The organism is Lacticaseibacillus rhamnosus (genome assembly GCF_900636965.1).
Classification (GTDB): Bacteria; Bacillota; Bacilli; order Lactobacillales; family Lactobacillaceae; genus Lacticaseibacillus; species Lacticaseibacillus rhamnosus.
Genome location: NZ_LR134331.1, coordinates 1,782,611 through 1,798,208 on the forward strand (window position 1 = coordinate 1,782,611; position 15,598 = coordinate 1,798,208).

Below are 15,598 nucleotides of genomic sequence, written 5' to 3' on the forward strand. Positions count from 1 at the left end.
TCGACCGGCTGTTTTTAAGCAAACTTTATGACCAAACGAATCGAGGAGTCCTCTTGTTATTTCAAACATCCGCCATTGCCCAGAATCACGCCAGCCTCCGGGATCAACTTCAAGACTGGCTAATCCCCCGGAAACGCCAACATCAGATGCGCGTGGCACAAACCATCCAGGTCAACGGCCACTACCGCCATTTTAACGAGCCCGTTAAAAATGGTGACCTTATCTCGCTGACTTATGATGAGCTTGTCCATCGAACCTATGTCCCGGAAACGCCGCATCTTAACACCCGTTATGAGGATGACGACTTATTGATCGTGGACAAACCCGCCGGCATGAAAACCCACCCAAATCAACCTGGCGAAACCGGCACCTTAATGAATCAGGCTGCTGCTTATTTGGCTCCTTTTCCAGCGCTTATCACCCACCGACTTGATATGGCAACCAGCGGCCTATTAGTCATTGCCAAAAATCCGTTAGCACAAGCCATCATTAATCGGCAACTAACAACGAAAACCATGCACCGTGATTATCTCGCCGTGGTTCCGAGCGGGATTCCGGAAAAAGGAACGATTCAAGCTCCTATTGGTCACGATCCTGACGATAAACGTAAGCGGATGATTCGCGCTGATGGTGCCTTTGCTGTCACGCACTATCATCGAATTGCCGAAACCGCGGATACTGCCACGATTGAACTTAATCTAGAAACCGGACGCACCCATCAGATTCGGGTTCATCTAGCCAGTATCGGCTTCCCCATCATTGGCGATCCTTTATATGCAGCCACGGAAACAGCCACTCGGATGCAGTTACATGCGTTTCGCGTACGTCTGATCCGGCCGCTGACGATTGAGCCTCTAACGGTCACCAGTCCAAGCCCGTTTCGTCAATAAGCTATACGATCAGCGCTCTTTGAATCCTCAACCCATCATGTCAGTTAGAACCTGAAAAGCTCCCATAATCGCTAGCGTTTTTAGCTAACCATTATGGGAGCTCTTTTAAACCACAACTTACCTCAACTCACCGATCAAAAGCATGACGATAAGCCTCTTCAAACCATTTTGCCTGTTTTTCATCAGGGCTAATAACGACAATCGTATCATGGCCGGCGATGGTCCCTACAACTTGATCAAAATCGATATCATCGATAATGGCCGCCAACAAATTACCATTACTTGGCAGCGTCTTGATGACATTCAGGAATTGAACCCGAGTGATCGTCAAGCCGACTTCCCGAATCGAGCGCCCCAGCCGTTCAAGCTGTGACTCCTCTGACCCGCGAAAAATCGTATAGCGCAGAGTTCCTTTGGCATCTTGGGCTTTAACAATTTGCATTTCCCGAATATCACGCGAAATTGTCGCCTGGGTGGCATCAATACCAGCCGCCTTCAATGCCGCCAAAAGCTCCTCTTGCGTTGCGATCGGTTTTTGATTAATAATCCATGCCAATGCAGCTTGGCGTTCACTCTTATTCATTCAACAACCTCCTAAGCGCGACCCGGCGCGCTCAGAAGTCGGAGTGTAAGCGGCCTCGAACGTGATGGCCCGCTCTTGGCCATTGCGTTCGTGGTCCTTACACGCAGACTTCTGCGCCGGGGAGCGCGTTAATATGAGCGCGACCCGGCGCGGTTAGAAGTCTCTGCCGGGTCGACCGCGTCATGAAACAAGACTCAATTCATCCACACAAGTGATTACATTTCTTCAGGTGCCGCCACTCCTAGCAAGTGCAGGGCATTCTCCAAGACTTGAGTCGTCGCGGAGACCATTGCCAACCGAGCCGGCAGTTCACTGTCTTCAACCAACACCTTGACGTTGGCATAATATTTGTTGAATGCCTTAGCCAGCCTTAATGCGTATTTTGCAATCACTGAAGGCTCATACTCTTTAGCCGCCCGCACCACGATACTTGGATAATCACCCAAAGCCCGTAAAACATCCCACGCAGCCGGATCACTCAAGGCTACTTCCGGCGCCGGTGCAATGTTGGCCTTGCGCAAGATGCTGTGTGCCCGGGCGTTGGTGTATTGAACGTACGGACCAGTTTCGCCTTCAAAACGAACGACTTCCTCTAGGTTAAAGTCAAAGTTATCCAGCCGTTCATTCTTCAAATCATGGAAAATAACCGCCCCGACACCAACTTCATGGGCAACTTTTTCTGCATTCGGTAAGTCCGGATGTTTCTCATCAATTTGCTGCTGGGCAAGTCCCACTGCATCTTTTAAGACTTTTTCAAGCAAAATGATGTTACCGCGGCGGGTTGACAACTTTTTACCATTGGCTGTAATCAAGCCGAATGGAATGTGGTGTATATCATTGGCCCACTCGTAACCCATTTCCAGCAAGACTGCTTTTAACTGTTGGAAATGTTCGCGCTGCTCGTTACCAACGACATAGAGGCTCTGCACAAAATGATAATGTTCTTTCCGGAAAATGGCTGCTGCTAGATCACGGGTCATATAAAGGGTGGCGCCGTCTGATTTTTTGATCAGCGCCGGATTGAGGTTGTATTTACTTAAGTCTACAATCTCGGCACCTTGACTGGTTTTTAGCAAATGCTTATCTTCCAGGGTTTTAACCACACTATCCATCTTGTCGTTGTAAAACGCCTCGCCATTATATGAATCAAAATCAACGCCAAGAATTTTATAGATTCGGTTAAACTCCGCCAGTGAAACCGTCCGGAACCACCGCCATAGCGTGATTGCCTCTTTGTCGCCATCTTCCAATCGCTTAAACCATGCCCGCGCTTCATCTTCCAACTCGGGATCGGTTTCAGCCACTTCATGGAACTTAACGTAATACTGCAACAGGTTTTTAATCGGATCAGCCTTAACATCGGCTTCCGATCCCCATTTTTTATAGGCAACAATCAGCTTGCCAAATTGGGTTCCCCAGTCACCTAAATGGTTAATTTTAATCGGCGAGTAACCGACCTTCTGCAAGATATTAGCAAGTGCATTCCCAATAACCGTCGACCGCAAATGCCCCATTGACATTGGCTTAGCGATATTAGGGCTGCTCATATCAATCGGCACATTGCCTTCACCAAGCTTAGCATCGCCAAAATGCTCGCCGGATTGGGCAATTGCTTTTAAAACTTCATGGGCAAAACTGATCTTGTCTAGATAAAAGTTAACATACCCGCCCACTGCTTTAACCTGCTCAAACGGGGACGCGTCAATCTTTGCAACCAAATCACTGGCAATCATCTTCGGCGCCTGATGCAAGATCTTTGCCAATGAAAACGTTGGAAAGGCAAAATCGCCTAAATCAGATGACTTGGGTGTTTCAACTAACGCGGTGATGCCCGCCTCATCCAGCTGACCATCCAAAACCGGAACAAGCGCTTTAACAACAAGTTCTTTGAAATCCATAATTTCCTCCTAAATCATGATGCCACGAAAAAAGACCCATCTCTCCCTTTACGAAGAGACGAGCCTACACCCGCGGTACCACTCTGCTTGACATGAGTCCACTCAAAACACTGATCCTCAAAAGCGCGCCAACAGGTTAGACGTGATCGTTTGCACTAGCCGATCTCACTTTTAAACGTCAAATGACCTGAATTCCTCTTTCTCACCGGATCTATACAGCGGTCGACGAGAATCGAACTCGCGACACCAGCTTGGGAAGCTGGAGTTTTACCACTAAACTACGACCGCAAATCAACGCATATAAGTGTATCACGGCGAAGCAGGTTTGCAAAGACTCAAGCGGTACTTTTTTCTATGATTTTAATGAGAAAACATCTTAAAAATGAGTACGGGTAATTTTGTTGTTAATCTTTCTCACCGTGTTATAATAAAAAGAAAGAAGAGGAGTGGTTGAGATGGCAAAGACGGGATGCCACTATTATTTTGTGGCGCGCAACGAGAAAACCAAAACTGGTTATCACATTAGTTTTCCTAATATTCCTAATGCTGAGGCGGTCGGGACAACGTATGAGGAAACTGTTTATTATTCATATCGCGTTCTGGCCGATTTCCTAAGCCATCTGCCAAAGCAAGAAGCTGAAATCCGCGCTTACACACTCTCTGATATTCCCGACACCGTGGCAAGCAACGTTTTCTACTCTTTGGTTAGCGTGACACCAGACTTCGATCCCCATAAAATGGAAACGCACTTTACGCTTCCGCAAACGCCACCCGCCGACATTCGTCAAAAAGCGGCTAAACTTGCCGGTCTCGTGACCCCCAATGACAATTTGGCTTTGTAGGCAGACATTAGCATGCAAGTTATTCGAATTGGACTTTTGATTATTTTCATTGGTGCGAGTGTTCTGACTCTGATTGGTTTATTAGGCTGGCTCATTTTAATGCTCAGTCATCATCATCCAGAAAAAATGCGGCGTTTGACACTAATTAGCGGTGGCATTGCGTTGGCGGCGTTAATCCTTAATGCCTTCACCTAGCATGCCGCCTGATCATGAATTTGCATATAACTCAAAACGTTCCTTTAAACTTCACGAACAGAAGTTTAAGGGCGCTTTTTTGGTTACGCCGGGGTGAGTGACTGGTTTCTGAGGCTTTTCTATGCTTAAATGGGAACAGCAAATATTGAAGGAGTGGGCGAATTTATGACTGATCTGCGTACAAGTATTGATGGCTTTAAATTTGATAATGTATTTATGAATGCAAGCGGCGTTCGCTGTTACACCGAACAAGAATTAGACGAACTGGTGCAAAGCGATGCCGGCACCTTGGTTACCAAAAGTGCAACCCAAGCAAAGCGGCTAGGTAACCCGAGTCCACGCTATGCCCGTCTGGAACTAGGCTCAATCAATTCCATGGGCTTACCTAACGAAGGCTTGGATTACTACCTCAACTACGCCTTGAATTTTCAAAAAGCGCACCCTGATCAGCCCATTTTCATTTCAGTTGCCGGTTTGTCGATGGAAGAAAATCTGGCGATGGCACACACGATTGAAGATTCGGATTTTAACGGTCTGGTTGAATTTAATCTTAGTTGCCCCAATGTGCCAGGTAAGCCGCAAACCGGTTATGATTTTGACCGTACGCAAGAAGTTTTGACTAACCTGTTTAGCTTCTTCACTAAGCCAGCCGGGGTCAAGTTGCCGCCGTATTTCGATTTGGCTCAGTTTGACCAAATGGCAGCTATTTTAAATCAGTTCCCGTTGAAATTTGTCAACTCCATCAATAGTCTGGGTAATGGTTTGATGATCGATCCAGAAACCGATACTGTTTTAATCAAACCAAAAGGCGGTTTCGGTGGTGTCGGCGGTGCTTATGCTAAGCCAATCGCCCTTGCCAACGTTCGCGCTTTTGCCCAACGACTTAACCCGCAAATTCAGATCATCGGCACCGGCGGCATCACCAATGGCCGCGATGCTTATGACTTAATCCTTGCCGGAGCTAGTCTGGTTCAAGTCGGTACCCTCTTACAAGAAGAAGGGCCAGCGGTGTTCACCCGCCTCAAACGAGAGCTAGCGGCGGTTATGCAGACAAAAGGCTACACTCAAATTAGTGACTTCAAAGGACAACTCAAAACCTTATCATGAAGAAAAAAATCAAAGTCTGGTCTTTGTTTACCCGAAACACCAAAGACTTTGCCCATCACTGGGGCGCCTACTTTCTACTAATCAGCGTAACCAATCTCGCAGTCGGGCTGGCAATTATCCCGCTGCTGACTTTTAGTGCGCAACAAATCCTGCGTCTAGGAAATGTTCCCTACATCACTTTAACCAACTTAGGCACGATTATCGTGGAAAAGCCAGGTACCGCCGTCTTACTCTTGCTAATTGGCTTGCTATTACTGCTGTTCGTCTATTGGCAGTTTGCGTTTCTAATTCTCGGCATTCAAAACATTCACCGGCAGACGCATTTAAATTTTCGCCAGCTGGCTTTAGCAACGATCAAAAAGACCCGCCGCTTGACGCCCACAACCATTATGATTTTGATTGCCTATTTTGTTTTGGTTTTTCCATTCTCGAGTATCGTGTTTAAAACCAGTTTATTGGCCAAATTGACGATTCCCGATTTCATCATTGATTTCATTTTGGACCGCTGGTATTTTGCAATTCTGGTTGTTTTGTTATATCTAATTGGCACCTGGTTGGCTGTGCGCCTATTACCACTTTTACCAGCTTTAATCCTTGGTGATGAGCATCCCGCAGCAACGGTTGTTCGCAGCTGGCAAGCAACACGCGGTCAGGCTTGGCGAACACTCTTTTCAATCATCCTCATTGTCATTCCGGTGATGGTGCTGACGGTGTTGCTGATCCTTGGATTATATGGGTTTCAGACATACCTAGACCAGCAATGGCAGCAGTGGTCATTATTAGGTGCAACCATTAATCTTGGTTTATTGCAGGTCACACTTTTGCTGATCACGGTTTTCTTTACTGTCATGCTGTATCAATTAGCAACCGCCCAAGCAGAAACTTTTCAACTCATTTCCGTGCAAACGATTGATGCGCCAGTGTCGAAACGGCGGCGGACGGTACTTTTTCGTCTCAGTGCTTTAGCGCTAATTTTGCTGGTTGTCGCTAGCACCAGTGCTTTTTACCACGCTTATCTAACCGGAGCCTTAACGACCCAGCCATTAACCATCTCACATCGCGGAGTTGACAACGAAAATGGCGTGCAGAATACGATCCCGGCGTTGGAAGCCACTGCTAAGGAAAAACCCGATTATGTCGAAATGGATTTGCACGAAACCAAAGATCACCAATTTGTTGTGATGCACGATGAAAATCTAAGCGCATTAACCGGACGTAATGCTCGGCCGCATGATTTAACTTTGGCTGAACTAACACAGCTAACCGCGCGTGAAAATGGGCACGCCGCCAAAGTCGCTAGTTTCGATGACTATCTGGCCGCCGCTGAAGCAGTCCATCAGAAATTATTGGTTGAAATCAAAACAACCCCCTATGACAGCCCAGAAATGATGGATCATTTTATCCAGCGATATGCGCAACGCTTATTGGCAGATCATGATCAAGTTCATTCGCTCGACTATCATGTGGTCACCACTCTGCGTAAGAAGGTCCCGACACTCAAGACGTTCTTTATTCTGCCATATACACTGGTTTTCCCTGCAACGCCAGCAAGCGGTTATACGTTAGAATCAACCACCCTTTCAACGACCGTGACTGATCAAGCCCATGCACGGCATCAGGCGATTTATGCATGGACCGTCAACGATAGCGATGATATGCAGAAAATGACGTTTATGGATGCAGATGGGATCATCACTGACCAACTGGCAACACTTAAGACGACCTTACGTCAGATGAACGATCACCCTAGTTATGCCGATCAGCTGCTGAATTACATGACCAGTTTCTCCTCTGGGGATAATAGTCCGTTTTAAATGATTCGCGTCATGTTTTTAGAGATGCTAAGTTTAAGAACACGAAAAAACCCACTCATTTGAGCGGGTTTTTTAAACCATCTTTACTTAAAGTAATACCGCGCTGTTTCTAATGCGCTGGTTTCCATCAATCGTTTGCCGTACTCCGACAAAACCGCAGATGACAACGGTGACCGATCACCAAATTCCAGTGCGACTGCCATTTCATCGTGCGCTTCATTAGATGAAATTTCGTTTGGATAGAAAGTCAAAACAAGGTAGTAGTTTTGCTTGTAACGATAAAGATCACTCTTACCGCCTTCCAAGCGAAGCGTCTGAGCAAGGCTGATGAAATCTTCAAAATCCTTTAATTTTAAGACTAATTCGGTTTGTGGTGCTTTGGCAGCATCAATATAACCGCCTTCGTCAACAGCTTGCTGATCATGTTGATCGTTGGCATCTAACCCCTGCAGCTGCTGGCGAATATAATCCGGTACCTGGGTATCCGCACTATCACCATCAGAACCGGTGTCGCTATCATCATTCTTTTGTCCGTTCTTACTGATCAACAACTCGAGTCCGGACTGACTTGGCATGACTTGAAACGTCACGGCCTCGTTTGTCGCAAACGTATGATCTTTATCGACTTCATCGAGGATACTATAGAAGAAGCTTTCAATCTGCTTGTGATTACCAAGCAAATCCAGCACGGTAATTCCCCGCTGCGCTAGATCATCGTTGCCTAACATGACCCGGATCGTATTTGCGTTAATCCGTTCCATTTCCATGATTGCTGCACCTCACTTTAGTCACGGAACCCTGACTTTTGTGGTTCATCACATGACCACTTACTACATTATAGCAGATTTCGTACTTCACGGCATTCTACCGCACGTACCTGTTATGATCAAGTCGCAAGCTTTGAAATCTTAAAATCGCACTCATTTTGTACGCAAAAAGAACTGCCTCGGCGATCCATTGTGCCAAGGCAGTTCTTTTTTCCTTCCCCACTTGAGCAACAAAAGCGCTCATCAAGCAAGTGTTTGTAAAAATGTCAGTAATTTAATCATTAAAATCCAGCCAATAATTGCGCCTGTTGCAATTCCAAAGTCCGAACAGATCGTGGCAAGAAGCGGCGGATTTCATCCTCGTTATAGCCAACCTGAAGGCGTTTGTCATCCATCATGATCGGTCGCCGTAACAGACCTGGATATTTCGCCACTAACTTAATCAGAGTACCCGTTGACAGTTCATCAATATTAACGCCGAGCTCCTGGAAGATCTTTGAACGTGTTGAAATAATTTCTTCAGTTCCTTCTTCGGTCATCATCAATAACCGTTTGATTTCATCAACATTCAATGGATCAGAAAAAATATTTCGTTCTTGGAATGGAATCTTATTTTCCTTTAACCAGGCGCGCGCCTTCCGACAAGATGTGCAACTTGGGGATGTATATAAAATAACCATGAGCGCTCGCTCCTTTTCTTTGACGAGGTATCTTTCTCAACTACAGGTATAGTATACGAGATTGCCTCAAAGCGGCGCAATCACATTTAGAAAAATAATTTTCCAAATGATGAAAATTCTGCGTTCAAAGTCTTGATATTGCGCGATCTATCAACGTCTTTATAAGTTTAATTGTAATAAATACCCCAAGTTATAATAACTAAATTTTTAACATTTTCCTCTCATTTTAAACGATCAGTTATCATCACTATCAGACATTAATTGTCAAGTCATCCCCGGCAACGTCAATTGGTATACCACCCGCTACTGCTTGTGCCTGATCCTTCAAAGTGACAAGATCTAGCTGTTGGGGCAAATGCGTTAAGAGTAAACGCTTCACCTGCGCTTCTTTTGCTAACGTTCCGGCTTCTGGAGCGGTCAAATGCCATCGTGGCGCTGGTTGATCGGCAAGGAAATTGGTATCTGCCATCAACAGGTCAGCGTGCTTAGCAAAGGGAACCAATCCAGAAAAATAGCGCGTATCACTCGTATTCACAAGTACTTTGTTGGTGCCTTCTTCTTTAATCCGTACCGCAAACGCCGGGACCGGATGCTGTGTCTCCAGGAAGGTTAACGTAAGCGGCCCTAAATGTAAGGTGCTGTCTCCGGTATAACCGATCCCTTGCGTAAACGAACCAAACGTTAAGCTCCCAAAGTTCAAAGGATCCTTTGTGTGCCCGTAAATTGGCAATGGCGACACTTTTTTGTTCCCCTTGCGCAGTTGATAGAAGTACTGCAAAACGCCGACATCCGCCGTATGATCATGATGATAGTGCGTCAACAAAACCGCGTCCAATTGCAATGGGTCAAAAACCTTTTCCAATGCCAGCAAACCGCCACTACCTAAATCCATCAGTAAGTGATAGTCGCCACTTTCAATTAAATAAGTACTCGTTGCATGTCCGGCATCCGGATAGCCGCCGAGATAACCTAAAACTGTTAATTTCATTTAGTTTTTCCTCCCTTTCAAAGTGAAATGCCGCCAAGAAGTTTATAATAAAAGTGGAGGTGGTCGTTATGTCCACAATACAAACGGTTTTCGGCAGCAAGTCTTTTCTGACTAAATTGCTTGATGAACGCCATGATCCGCAACTAAAACTCTTGAAACCAGCACAAAGCGGTCTAGACTATATGATTTTCGATCCCAGCGGTCAAGCCACATTCAGTGCTCCCCTACGCTATGAAATTTTAGCTAGCCTAGGGAAAACCGAGCAAAGCGGCTATGTGCATTTCATGTACTTTAACCTTGATACGGATGACGTCAAAGTCTTCTTATCCAAAATTAAACAACTGATCGATAATCATGATATTTTGTTGGGCGAAAATCATATTTTACTAGCGCAGGAAGCCAAACATCCGGACAATTTCCTGGTGATGTCAGTCTGGCAAACGAGCAATGACTATTACGAATTCAAGAATACGCCGGCACTCGCATCAGTCAAGGAATTCATTCGCCGTGCTGCCTCTGCCAATGGTTTTCATGAGGCCGGTTATACCGTGATCGACCCGCACAAAAAGTGACAGTGTCAACCGCCAAATCATTTTCGTAGCGGTTGCTGCGTTTGATGGAATGAAAAATTTAAACCCGCACCAAGCTACTCGACACCAGAAGTTTGCCACCAAGATTCAGCGTCCGGCTTTACAGACTGGGTTTTGGCGATTCAAACATGCTGGTGTTTTTCCATGCCAGAAATTCATTCAGTTCGCCACCGCCCAATCGGTAAATCGATCATGCGAACCATCACATGAACGGTTGCTTCGTAAAAGAGCCAATCAAATGCTGCGTAAATGCCAATCATGACGCCTAAATAGCGCGAGGGTGGATTATCAAGATAATTGGTCATCACACTAATGACACATAAGGCGATCAGAATACCGCAGATGAGCGGAACAGCAAAAATAACTGCAGCCTGGCGATAAAGCGTGACCCGAATCTGATGAGGATCCATCCCTAACTGTTTCAGAATCTGAAAATGGCGAATTTCCTGCCGCACCGCGATCACTTGATTCAACAACAAGATGCTTCCGGTTGCCACGACGAATACACCGCTAAGCAATAAGATCAAAAATAGTAAGAACCCATATAAGGTACTGACGAAATTCTGCTCGGCCGCCTGAAGACCAATGGGGTTGCGCCAATATACCATGTTGGTGCTCGCTCGATCCGTCACCGTTAAATCATCGCCTTCACGCTGTTGTATGCCAATATTAACAAACTCTTCCAGATTCTTACTGTTGCCCAAATGCTGCAGCAAGGTAAGTGCGCGTTTGGCAGCTTTTGTTTTTGGCAATTTAGCCATATACAAGCGATCCGGCGTTCCATTCAACATATCAAAGGTTCGATTGGTCACCAACAGACCACGGTCAAAATAATTATTGCTTCCGGTTGGAAAAAGATTGGTCGTCTGCGTCAGACGTAACGATGTATCACTGCCAGGCAGGATAATGGCGCGGTTCGGATTACGTCTGGCGCCAACTGGCCGAAAGCCGCTTCTGGTCGGAAGCATCAACTTAGCCTCTTGTGAATGCAACCGAATCGGTCCTAATTCCCGTTGAATCTTAGCCGCGCGCTGGTAATCACGTAACGCAACCACATTATAGACCCCCGGCTGTTTACGCACTTCACCAATCTGATTACGGAGACGAATTTCAGCATAAACCAGCTTTGAAGGAATCGTCATCGCCTGCTTCGGTTTGACTTTTGCCTGTTTCAAAATATCGGTCACATTATCAACACCGACACCTGATGCGACTATGGTTGTCGGAATCTCACGTAAAACCAAATCCTGATTATATTGAAAAAGCATGACTGAACTACCTAGCATGGTAATGGTGATCGCACACAGCAACGTGGTTAACCACAACGAATGAGCATTCCCCTGCAGGCGCTTAATAATCAGATGTCGGGAAATACCGCTCGCATTATGGGTTTGCATCTCGTGCCGTTTTTGATACCAGGCTACCAGTCCCGGCAGGAAATAAGCAAAAACCAAAAACAACCCGAGCAATAAGGCGCCGATCACCAACAATAAAAAGAGTGGTAACACAATCGGTCCCGGAAGCCAGGAGAGTATGCGCATCAAGCGACCGCCAATTGGAAGCAAACGCAACATCGTCAACAAACTGCCGACCAACAACAAAAAGCCAAAAATACCGACCCAGAAGCGCCAGCGGGTTTGCGGTTTTGGTGGTGCCGGGACATCTTGCTGGCGAATAAACTGGCGTAACGGACTGCGAACATAAATCGCATTGATCGCACCGACTAAAAGATAAACAACTCCCATCAACGTCAAGACGTCCATTAATGCGGACAAAGAAAACATAAAGCCGATGGGTGTGTGCAATGCCATTAACCGGATCAACACCATCCCTAGCAATGGCGATAAAATCAAGCCAAGCAAAGCCCCGACAAACAGGCCCACTATGCCGATCATCACACTTTCAAGAAAGACAATCAGCCCAAGTTTGGCGCCTGATAATCCTAAAAGACGGTATAAGCCAATTTCCTGATCACGCCGGCCAATTAACAGACTATTCAAATAAAGCAGGAAACTGATTGAAAAAAGTGCCAACACCATCATGACAATCATCAACAGGCTCGGCACAATATCCAAGCTACCAAGTCGCTTACTGGCATCACTTAAAATTAACCGATTATTGGCAACTGCACCGATCGCGTACATAATCGCACTAATCAAGGCAGCAATCAGTATCTGTAGGCCGTCCTCGTGCCGATGCCGAATCAGATTCGTTTTAATCTGTTCCCACACGTGAATGGCCTCCCCCACTAACGGTCGCTTCCATATCAATGATGCGATCAAAAAATTGTTCTCGCGACTTGCCACGGGTTACTTCGGCAAAAAAGGCACCATCTTTAATAAAAATAATCCGGCTCGCAAAACTAGCCGTAAATGGATCATGCGTGACCATTAAAATAGTCGTTTTCTCTTGCTGATTCAACTGGCGTAAATAACGCAAAAATTCTGTTGCTGCCAGCGAATCAAGGCTGCCAGTCGGCTCATCGGCTAGCAACAGACTGGGTTGTGTAATCACGGCACGCGCTGCTGCTACCCGTTGCCGCTGCCCCATACTAAGCTCACCCGGAAAAGCGTTCAACAAAGCATCCAGATTAAGGTGTTTTGACACCATTTGTAACCGTTCGGCCCGGTCAGGCTGCACATGATGTTGCAACGTCAGTGGTAATAAGACATTTTGGGCAACCGTCATATCATCTAGTAAATTAAAGTCTTGAAAAACAAAACCAAGGTGATCACGGCGAAACTTAGCTTGCTGCCGTTCATTAAGCGCCTCTAGATCATGGCCGGCAATCCTAACCTTCCCCGTACTTGGCGTTTCAATAGTTGCCAAAATGTTCAAAAGGGTTGATTTTCCCGCACCACTAGGACCCATGATGCCAATAAACTCACCTGCCTTAACCTGAAAGCTAAGATCGTTTAAGGCCCGAACCCGATCGTGGCGCTGGCCGAAAATCTTACTTAAATTAGATACTTCCAAAATTGCCATGGGCTTACCTCCGTCATCATCATACCAAAAACCGCCACATTCAACATGCCAGTGCGACCTTCAAATGTTCTAAACGGGAAGGATTAAAGACATCAGAAAAAGTTTCGATAACGTTTCACCATAATACGCTCGCCGGCGCAGGGATCTGCGTGTAAGGACCTTGGGCGCAATAGCCAAGGCCACTTATGTTCTGTCTTACGCCCATAACGCGCTCCCCGGCGCAGAAGTCTGCGTGTAAGGACCTTGGGCGCAATGGCCAAGGCCACTTATGTTCTAACTTACGTCCATAACGCGCTCCCCGGCGCAGAAGTCTGCGTGTAAGGACCTTAAGCGCAATGGCCCAAGCCCGGCCATCACGCTTAAGGCCACTTACACTCCGACTTCTAAGCGCGCCGGCTCGCGCTCACTTTTGTTTGTGTCTCGGCCACAAAACTTGTACGATAAGTTCAGGAATGGAGTTGGTCGCGTGTTTAAAATCATGATTGTAGAAGATGATCAGACAATTAGCGGTCTTATCGCTGACAACCTCAAGAAGTGGCAGTTTGAGCCTGTCGTTGTGACTGATTTTAACGCTGTCTTCGATGATTTTCTGCAGGAAAAACCACATTTAGTCTTATTAGATATCAATTTGCCGGTTTTTGACGGCTATTATTGGGTCCAAAAGATTCGTGAAGTCTCAAAGGTGCCGGTTATTTTCATCTCAAGTCGCAACACCAATATGGATATGGTGATGGCAATGAACATGGGTGCAGACGACTTTTTGAATAAACCTTTCGCGATGGAAGTCCTCATCGCAAAAATCAATGCGCTGTTGCGGCGAACTTATAATTATGCCGATCAAGGAACCGATGTCCTTGAACACAATGGACTCATGCTGAATCTAAAAAACGGCATGGCCCAAATTGGCGAAAAGGAAATCAATCTGTCGAAGAACGAATATAAATTACTTCAAATTCTGATGCGGCAACATGGCCAAATTGTCAGCCGGTCAAGACTTTTGCGCGACCTCTGGCAAGATGAACGCTTTGTGGACGATAACACGCTCACGGTCAACGTTAACCGCTTGCGTAAAAAAATCGAAGAAGCAGGATTGAAAGATTATATTCAGACTAAAGTCGGGCAAGGCTATATCGTTCCCTAGGAGGCAGCCATGCGTTTTCGCGATTATTTTAAAGACCATATTTGGGCGATTGGCGGCTATATTTTATGCGTCGGTTTAGCTGCCATCATCGTTTGGCTGGATCCGCAACACCGCGTTAAATTGGCAACGGTCTGGTATGCGGTCTTACTCGTCACGTTGGTTGCAAGTGCCTTCTTTATCGCCCATTTTGTCCGTATTCGCCAGTTTGCTGCTCGCTTGCAGGCGCGCCAGAATGCTGAAGATGCTGCTTTGGATTGGCCGCTACCAGGGGGTCAATCCGGACTGGAACAGGTTGTCTCGGATACTTACAACAAAATTCTGACCTTGCATCGGCAACAAATTACCGCGCTTTTGGCTCAACATCAAGACCAAAAAGATTTCATTGACTCGTGGGTACATGAAATTAAAGTACCGTTGGCCGCGGTTTCATTGCTTGCCGAAAGTTTTGAGGGCCAAGTTCCCGATGACAAGCTGGATAACCTCAATTTACAACTGGATCAAATCGAGTTTTATGTTGAGCAGGTCTTATACTATTCCCGACTTGACAGCTTTTCGAAAGATTACTTGCTGCATAATACGCAATTGAAACCGCTGATTAATGACGTTGTTGCCAATCAACGTAATGGCTTCATTAACAAACGTTTGTCATTTAAACTGAACGGCGATGACCAAACCGTCTTAACGGACAACAAATGGCTACGGTTTATTTTGGCACAGCTCATTTCCAATGCAGTCAAGTATACCCCAGAAGGTGGGCGCATCCAGGCAACCATTCGCGACACCGGCAAGGAAACCCAGCTGATGATCATCGACAACGGCATCGGCATCCCTAAAGACGAGCAACATCGCGTTTTTGAAAAAGGCTTTACCGGCAGCAATGGACGCCTGTCAAATCATAAATCGACTGGTTTGGGATTATTCTTAGCAGAAAAGTTGGCCGAAAAGTTAGGGCATCACTTAACGTTGACGTCCGTGATCAATCAAGGCACAACGGTCACCATTCATTTTCCATATGTCAGCTATTACAATGATGCTGGTCAAACCGTTGAACATCCCAAAAAGGCACTTCATCAAACAACAGATACATCTGATTCATCCAACCAAAATGAGTAGGACAT

At 46.1% G+C, this 15,598-nt stretch carries 15 protein-coding genes and 1 tRNA gene; 8 read left to right on the forward strand and 8 right to left on the reverse strand.

Annotated elements, in window-relative coordinates; translation table 11 throughout:
- Positions 1-53: 53 nt before the first annotated feature.
- A complete protein-coding gene (locus EL173_RS09100) occupies positions 54-890 on the forward strand; it encodes an RluA family pseudouridine synthase (protein ID WP_014571397.1) in 837 nt (278 codons plus the stop codon).
- A gap of 127 nt (positions 891-1,017) precedes the next feature.
- On the opposite strand, the gene EL173_RS09105 is transcribed toward EL173_RS09100, so the two are convergent.
- From EL173_RS09105 to EL173_RS09115, 3 genes are all read right to left on the reverse strand, one after another.
- On the reverse strand, positions 1,018-1,473 hold the full coding sequence (locus EL173_RS09105) for an arginine repressor (protein WP_005689813.1): 456 nt from the start codon (positions 1,471-1,473) through the stop codon (positions 1,018-1,020).
- Between the two features lie 215 nt (positions 1,474-1,688).
- The gene (gene argS / locus EL173_RS09110) at positions 1,689-3,371 is read right to left on the reverse strand and encodes an arginine--tRNA ligase (protein ID WP_005689815.1); all 1,683 of its coding nucleotides are present in this window, start codon (positions 3,369-3,371) and stop codon (positions 1,689-1,691) included.
- Positions 3,372-3,588: 217 nt separating this feature from the next.
- Positions 3,589-3,659: transfer RNA gene (locus EL173_RS09115), tRNA-Gly, on the reverse strand.
- Positions 3,660-3,826: 167 nt separating this feature from the next.
- On the opposite strand from EL173_RS09115, the gene EL173_RS09120 reads away from it, so the two are divergent.
- The 4 genes from EL173_RS09120 to EL173_RS09135 all read left to right on the forward strand — a co-directional run bounded on the left by EL173_RS09120 (position 3,827) and on the right by EL173_RS09135 (position 7,329).
- Positions 3,827-4,213 carry a hypothetical protein gene (locus EL173_RS09120; RefSeq protein WP_005689817.1) on the forward strand — a complete coding sequence of 129 codons (387 nt, stop codon included), beginning with the start codon at positions 3,827-3,829 and terminating at the stop codon, positions 4,211-4,213.
- A gap of 12 nt (positions 4,214-4,225) precedes the next feature.
- Positions 4,226-4,408, forward strand: coding sequence for a hypothetical protein (locus EL173_RS09125; protein ID WP_005689820.1), 183 nt, complete (start codon positions 4,226-4,228; stop codon positions 4,406-4,408).
- Between the two features lie 165 nt (positions 4,409-4,573).
- Complete coding sequence (locus tag EL173_RS09130; RefSeq protein ID WP_005685462.1) at positions 4,574-5,515, forward strand: dihydroorotate oxidase; 942 nt, start codon at positions 4,574-4,576, stop codon at positions 5,513-5,515.
- Entirely contained in the window at positions 5,512-7,329 is a 1,818-nt protein-coding gene (locus EL173_RS09135) for a glycerophosphoryl diester phosphodiesterase membrane domain-containing protein (protein ID WP_005689824.1), read from the forward strand. Before EL173_RS09130 ends, EL173_RS09135 begins: the two co-directional genes overlap by 4 nt.
- A gap of 83 nt (positions 7,330-7,412) precedes the next feature.
- Here EL173_RS09135 and EL173_RS09140 read toward each other — a convergent pair whose 3' ends face one another.
- The 3 genes from EL173_RS09140 to EL173_RS09150 form a co-directional block, all read right to left on the reverse strand.
- Positions 7,413-8,096 carry an adaptor protein MecA gene (locus tag EL173_RS09140; protein ID WP_005685460.1) on the reverse strand — a complete coding sequence of 228 codons (684 nt, stop codon included), beginning with the start codon at positions 8,094-8,096 and terminating at the stop codon, positions 7,413-7,415.
- Positions 8,097-8,377: 281 nt separating this feature from the next.
- Positions 8,378-8,776, reverse strand: coding sequence for a transcriptional regulator SpxA (gene spxA, locus EL173_RS09145; RefSeq protein WP_005685459.1), 399 nt, complete (start codon positions 8,774-8,776; stop codon positions 8,378-8,380).
- A 250-nt stretch (positions 8,777-9,026) separates the two neighbouring features.
- Positions 9,027-9,764 (reverse strand): MBL fold metallo-hydrolase, encoded by a 738-nt coding sequence (locus EL173_RS09150; RefSeq protein WP_005689829.1) that lies wholly within the window; start codon positions 9,762-9,764, stop codon positions 9,027-9,029.
- 68 nt (positions 9,765-9,832) lie between these two features.
- Between EL173_RS09150 and EL173_RS09155 the strand changes: the two genes are divergently transcribed.
- The gene (locus EL173_RS09155) at positions 9,833-10,336 is read left to right on the forward strand and encodes a hypothetical protein (RefSeq protein WP_005685455.1); all 504 of its coding nucleotides are present in this window, start codon (positions 9,833-9,835) and stop codon (positions 10,334-10,336) included.
- A gap of 173 nt (positions 10,337-10,509) precedes the next feature.
- Here EL173_RS09155 and EL173_RS09160 read toward each other — a convergent pair whose 3' ends face one another.
- A complete protein-coding gene (locus EL173_RS09160) occupies positions 10,510-12,585 on the reverse strand; it encodes an ABC transporter permease (protein WP_126298226.1) in 2,076 nt (691 codons plus the stop codon).
- On the reverse strand, positions 12,569-13,339 hold the full coding sequence (locus tag EL173_RS09165) for an ABC transporter ATP-binding protein (protein ID WP_005689833.1): 771 nt from the start codon (positions 13,337-13,339) through the stop codon (positions 12,569-12,571). Before EL173_RS09165 ends, EL173_RS09160 begins: the two co-directional genes overlap by 17 nt.
- A 466-nt stretch (positions 13,340-13,805) precedes the next feature.
- Here EL173_RS09165 and EL173_RS09175 point away from each other — a divergent pair, with 466 nt between their 5' ends.
- Positions 13,806-14,480 carry a response regulator transcription factor gene (locus tag EL173_RS09175; protein ID WP_005685451.1) on the forward strand — a complete coding sequence of 225 codons (675 nt, stop codon included), beginning with the start codon at positions 13,806-13,808 and terminating at the stop codon, positions 14,478-14,480.
- 9 nt (positions 14,481-14,489) lie between these two features.
- Positions 14,490-15,593, forward strand: a complete 1,104-nt coding sequence (locus tag EL173_RS09180) for a sensor histidine kinase (RefSeq protein WP_005689837.1) — start codon at positions 14,490-14,492, stop codon at positions 15,591-15,593.
- Positions 15,594-15,598 lie beyond the last annotated feature (5 nt).

Excerpts from the sequence above, each read along its gene's own strand:
- EL173_RS09105 (WP_005689813.1), bottom strand. The coding sequence starts at position 1,473 with ATGAATAAGAGTGAACGCCAAGCTGCATTGGCATGGATTATTAATCAA.
- argS (WP_005689815.1), bottom strand. The coding sequence starts at position 3,371 with ATGGATTTCAAAGAACTTGTTGTTAAAGCGCTTGTTCCGGTTTTGGAT.
- EL173_RS09120 (WP_005689817.1), top strand. The coding sequence starts at position 3,827 with ATGGCAAAGACGGGATGCCACTATTATTTTGTGGCGCGCAACGAGAAA.
- EL173_RS09125 (WP_005689820.1), top strand. The coding sequence starts at position 4,226 with ATGCAAGTTATTCGAATTGGACTTTTGATTATTTTCATTGGTGCGAGT.
- EL173_RS09130 (WP_005685462.1), top strand. The coding sequence starts at position 4,574 with ATGACTGATCTGCGTACAAGTATTGATGGCTTTAAATTTGATAATGTA.
- EL173_RS09135 (WP_005689824.1), top strand. The coding sequence starts at position 5,512 with ATGAAGAAAAAAATCAAAGTCTGGTCTTTGTTTACCCGAAACACCAAA.
- EL173_RS09140 (WP_005685460.1), bottom strand. The coding sequence starts at position 8,096 with ATGGAAATGGAACGGATTAACGCAAATACGATCCGGGTCATGTTAGGC.
- spxA (WP_005685459.1), bottom strand. The coding sequence starts at position 8,776 with ATGGTTATTTTATATACATCCCCAAGTTGCACATCTTGTCGGAAGGCG.
- EL173_RS09150 (WP_005689829.1), bottom strand. The coding sequence starts at position 9,764 with ATGAAATTAACAGTTTTAGGTTATCTCGGCGGCTATCCGGATGCCGGA.
- EL173_RS09155 (WP_005685455.1), top strand. The coding sequence starts at position 9,833 with ATGTCCACAATACAAACGGTTTTCGGCAGCAAGTCTTTTCTGACTAAA.
- EL173_RS09165 (WP_005689833.1), bottom strand. The coding sequence starts at position 13,339 with ATGGCAATTTTGGAAGTATCTAATTTAAGTAAGATTTTCGGCCAGCGC.
- EL173_RS09180 (WP_005689837.1), top strand. The coding sequence starts at position 14,490 with ATGCGTTTTCGCGATTATTTTAAAGACCATATTTGGGCGATTGGCGGC.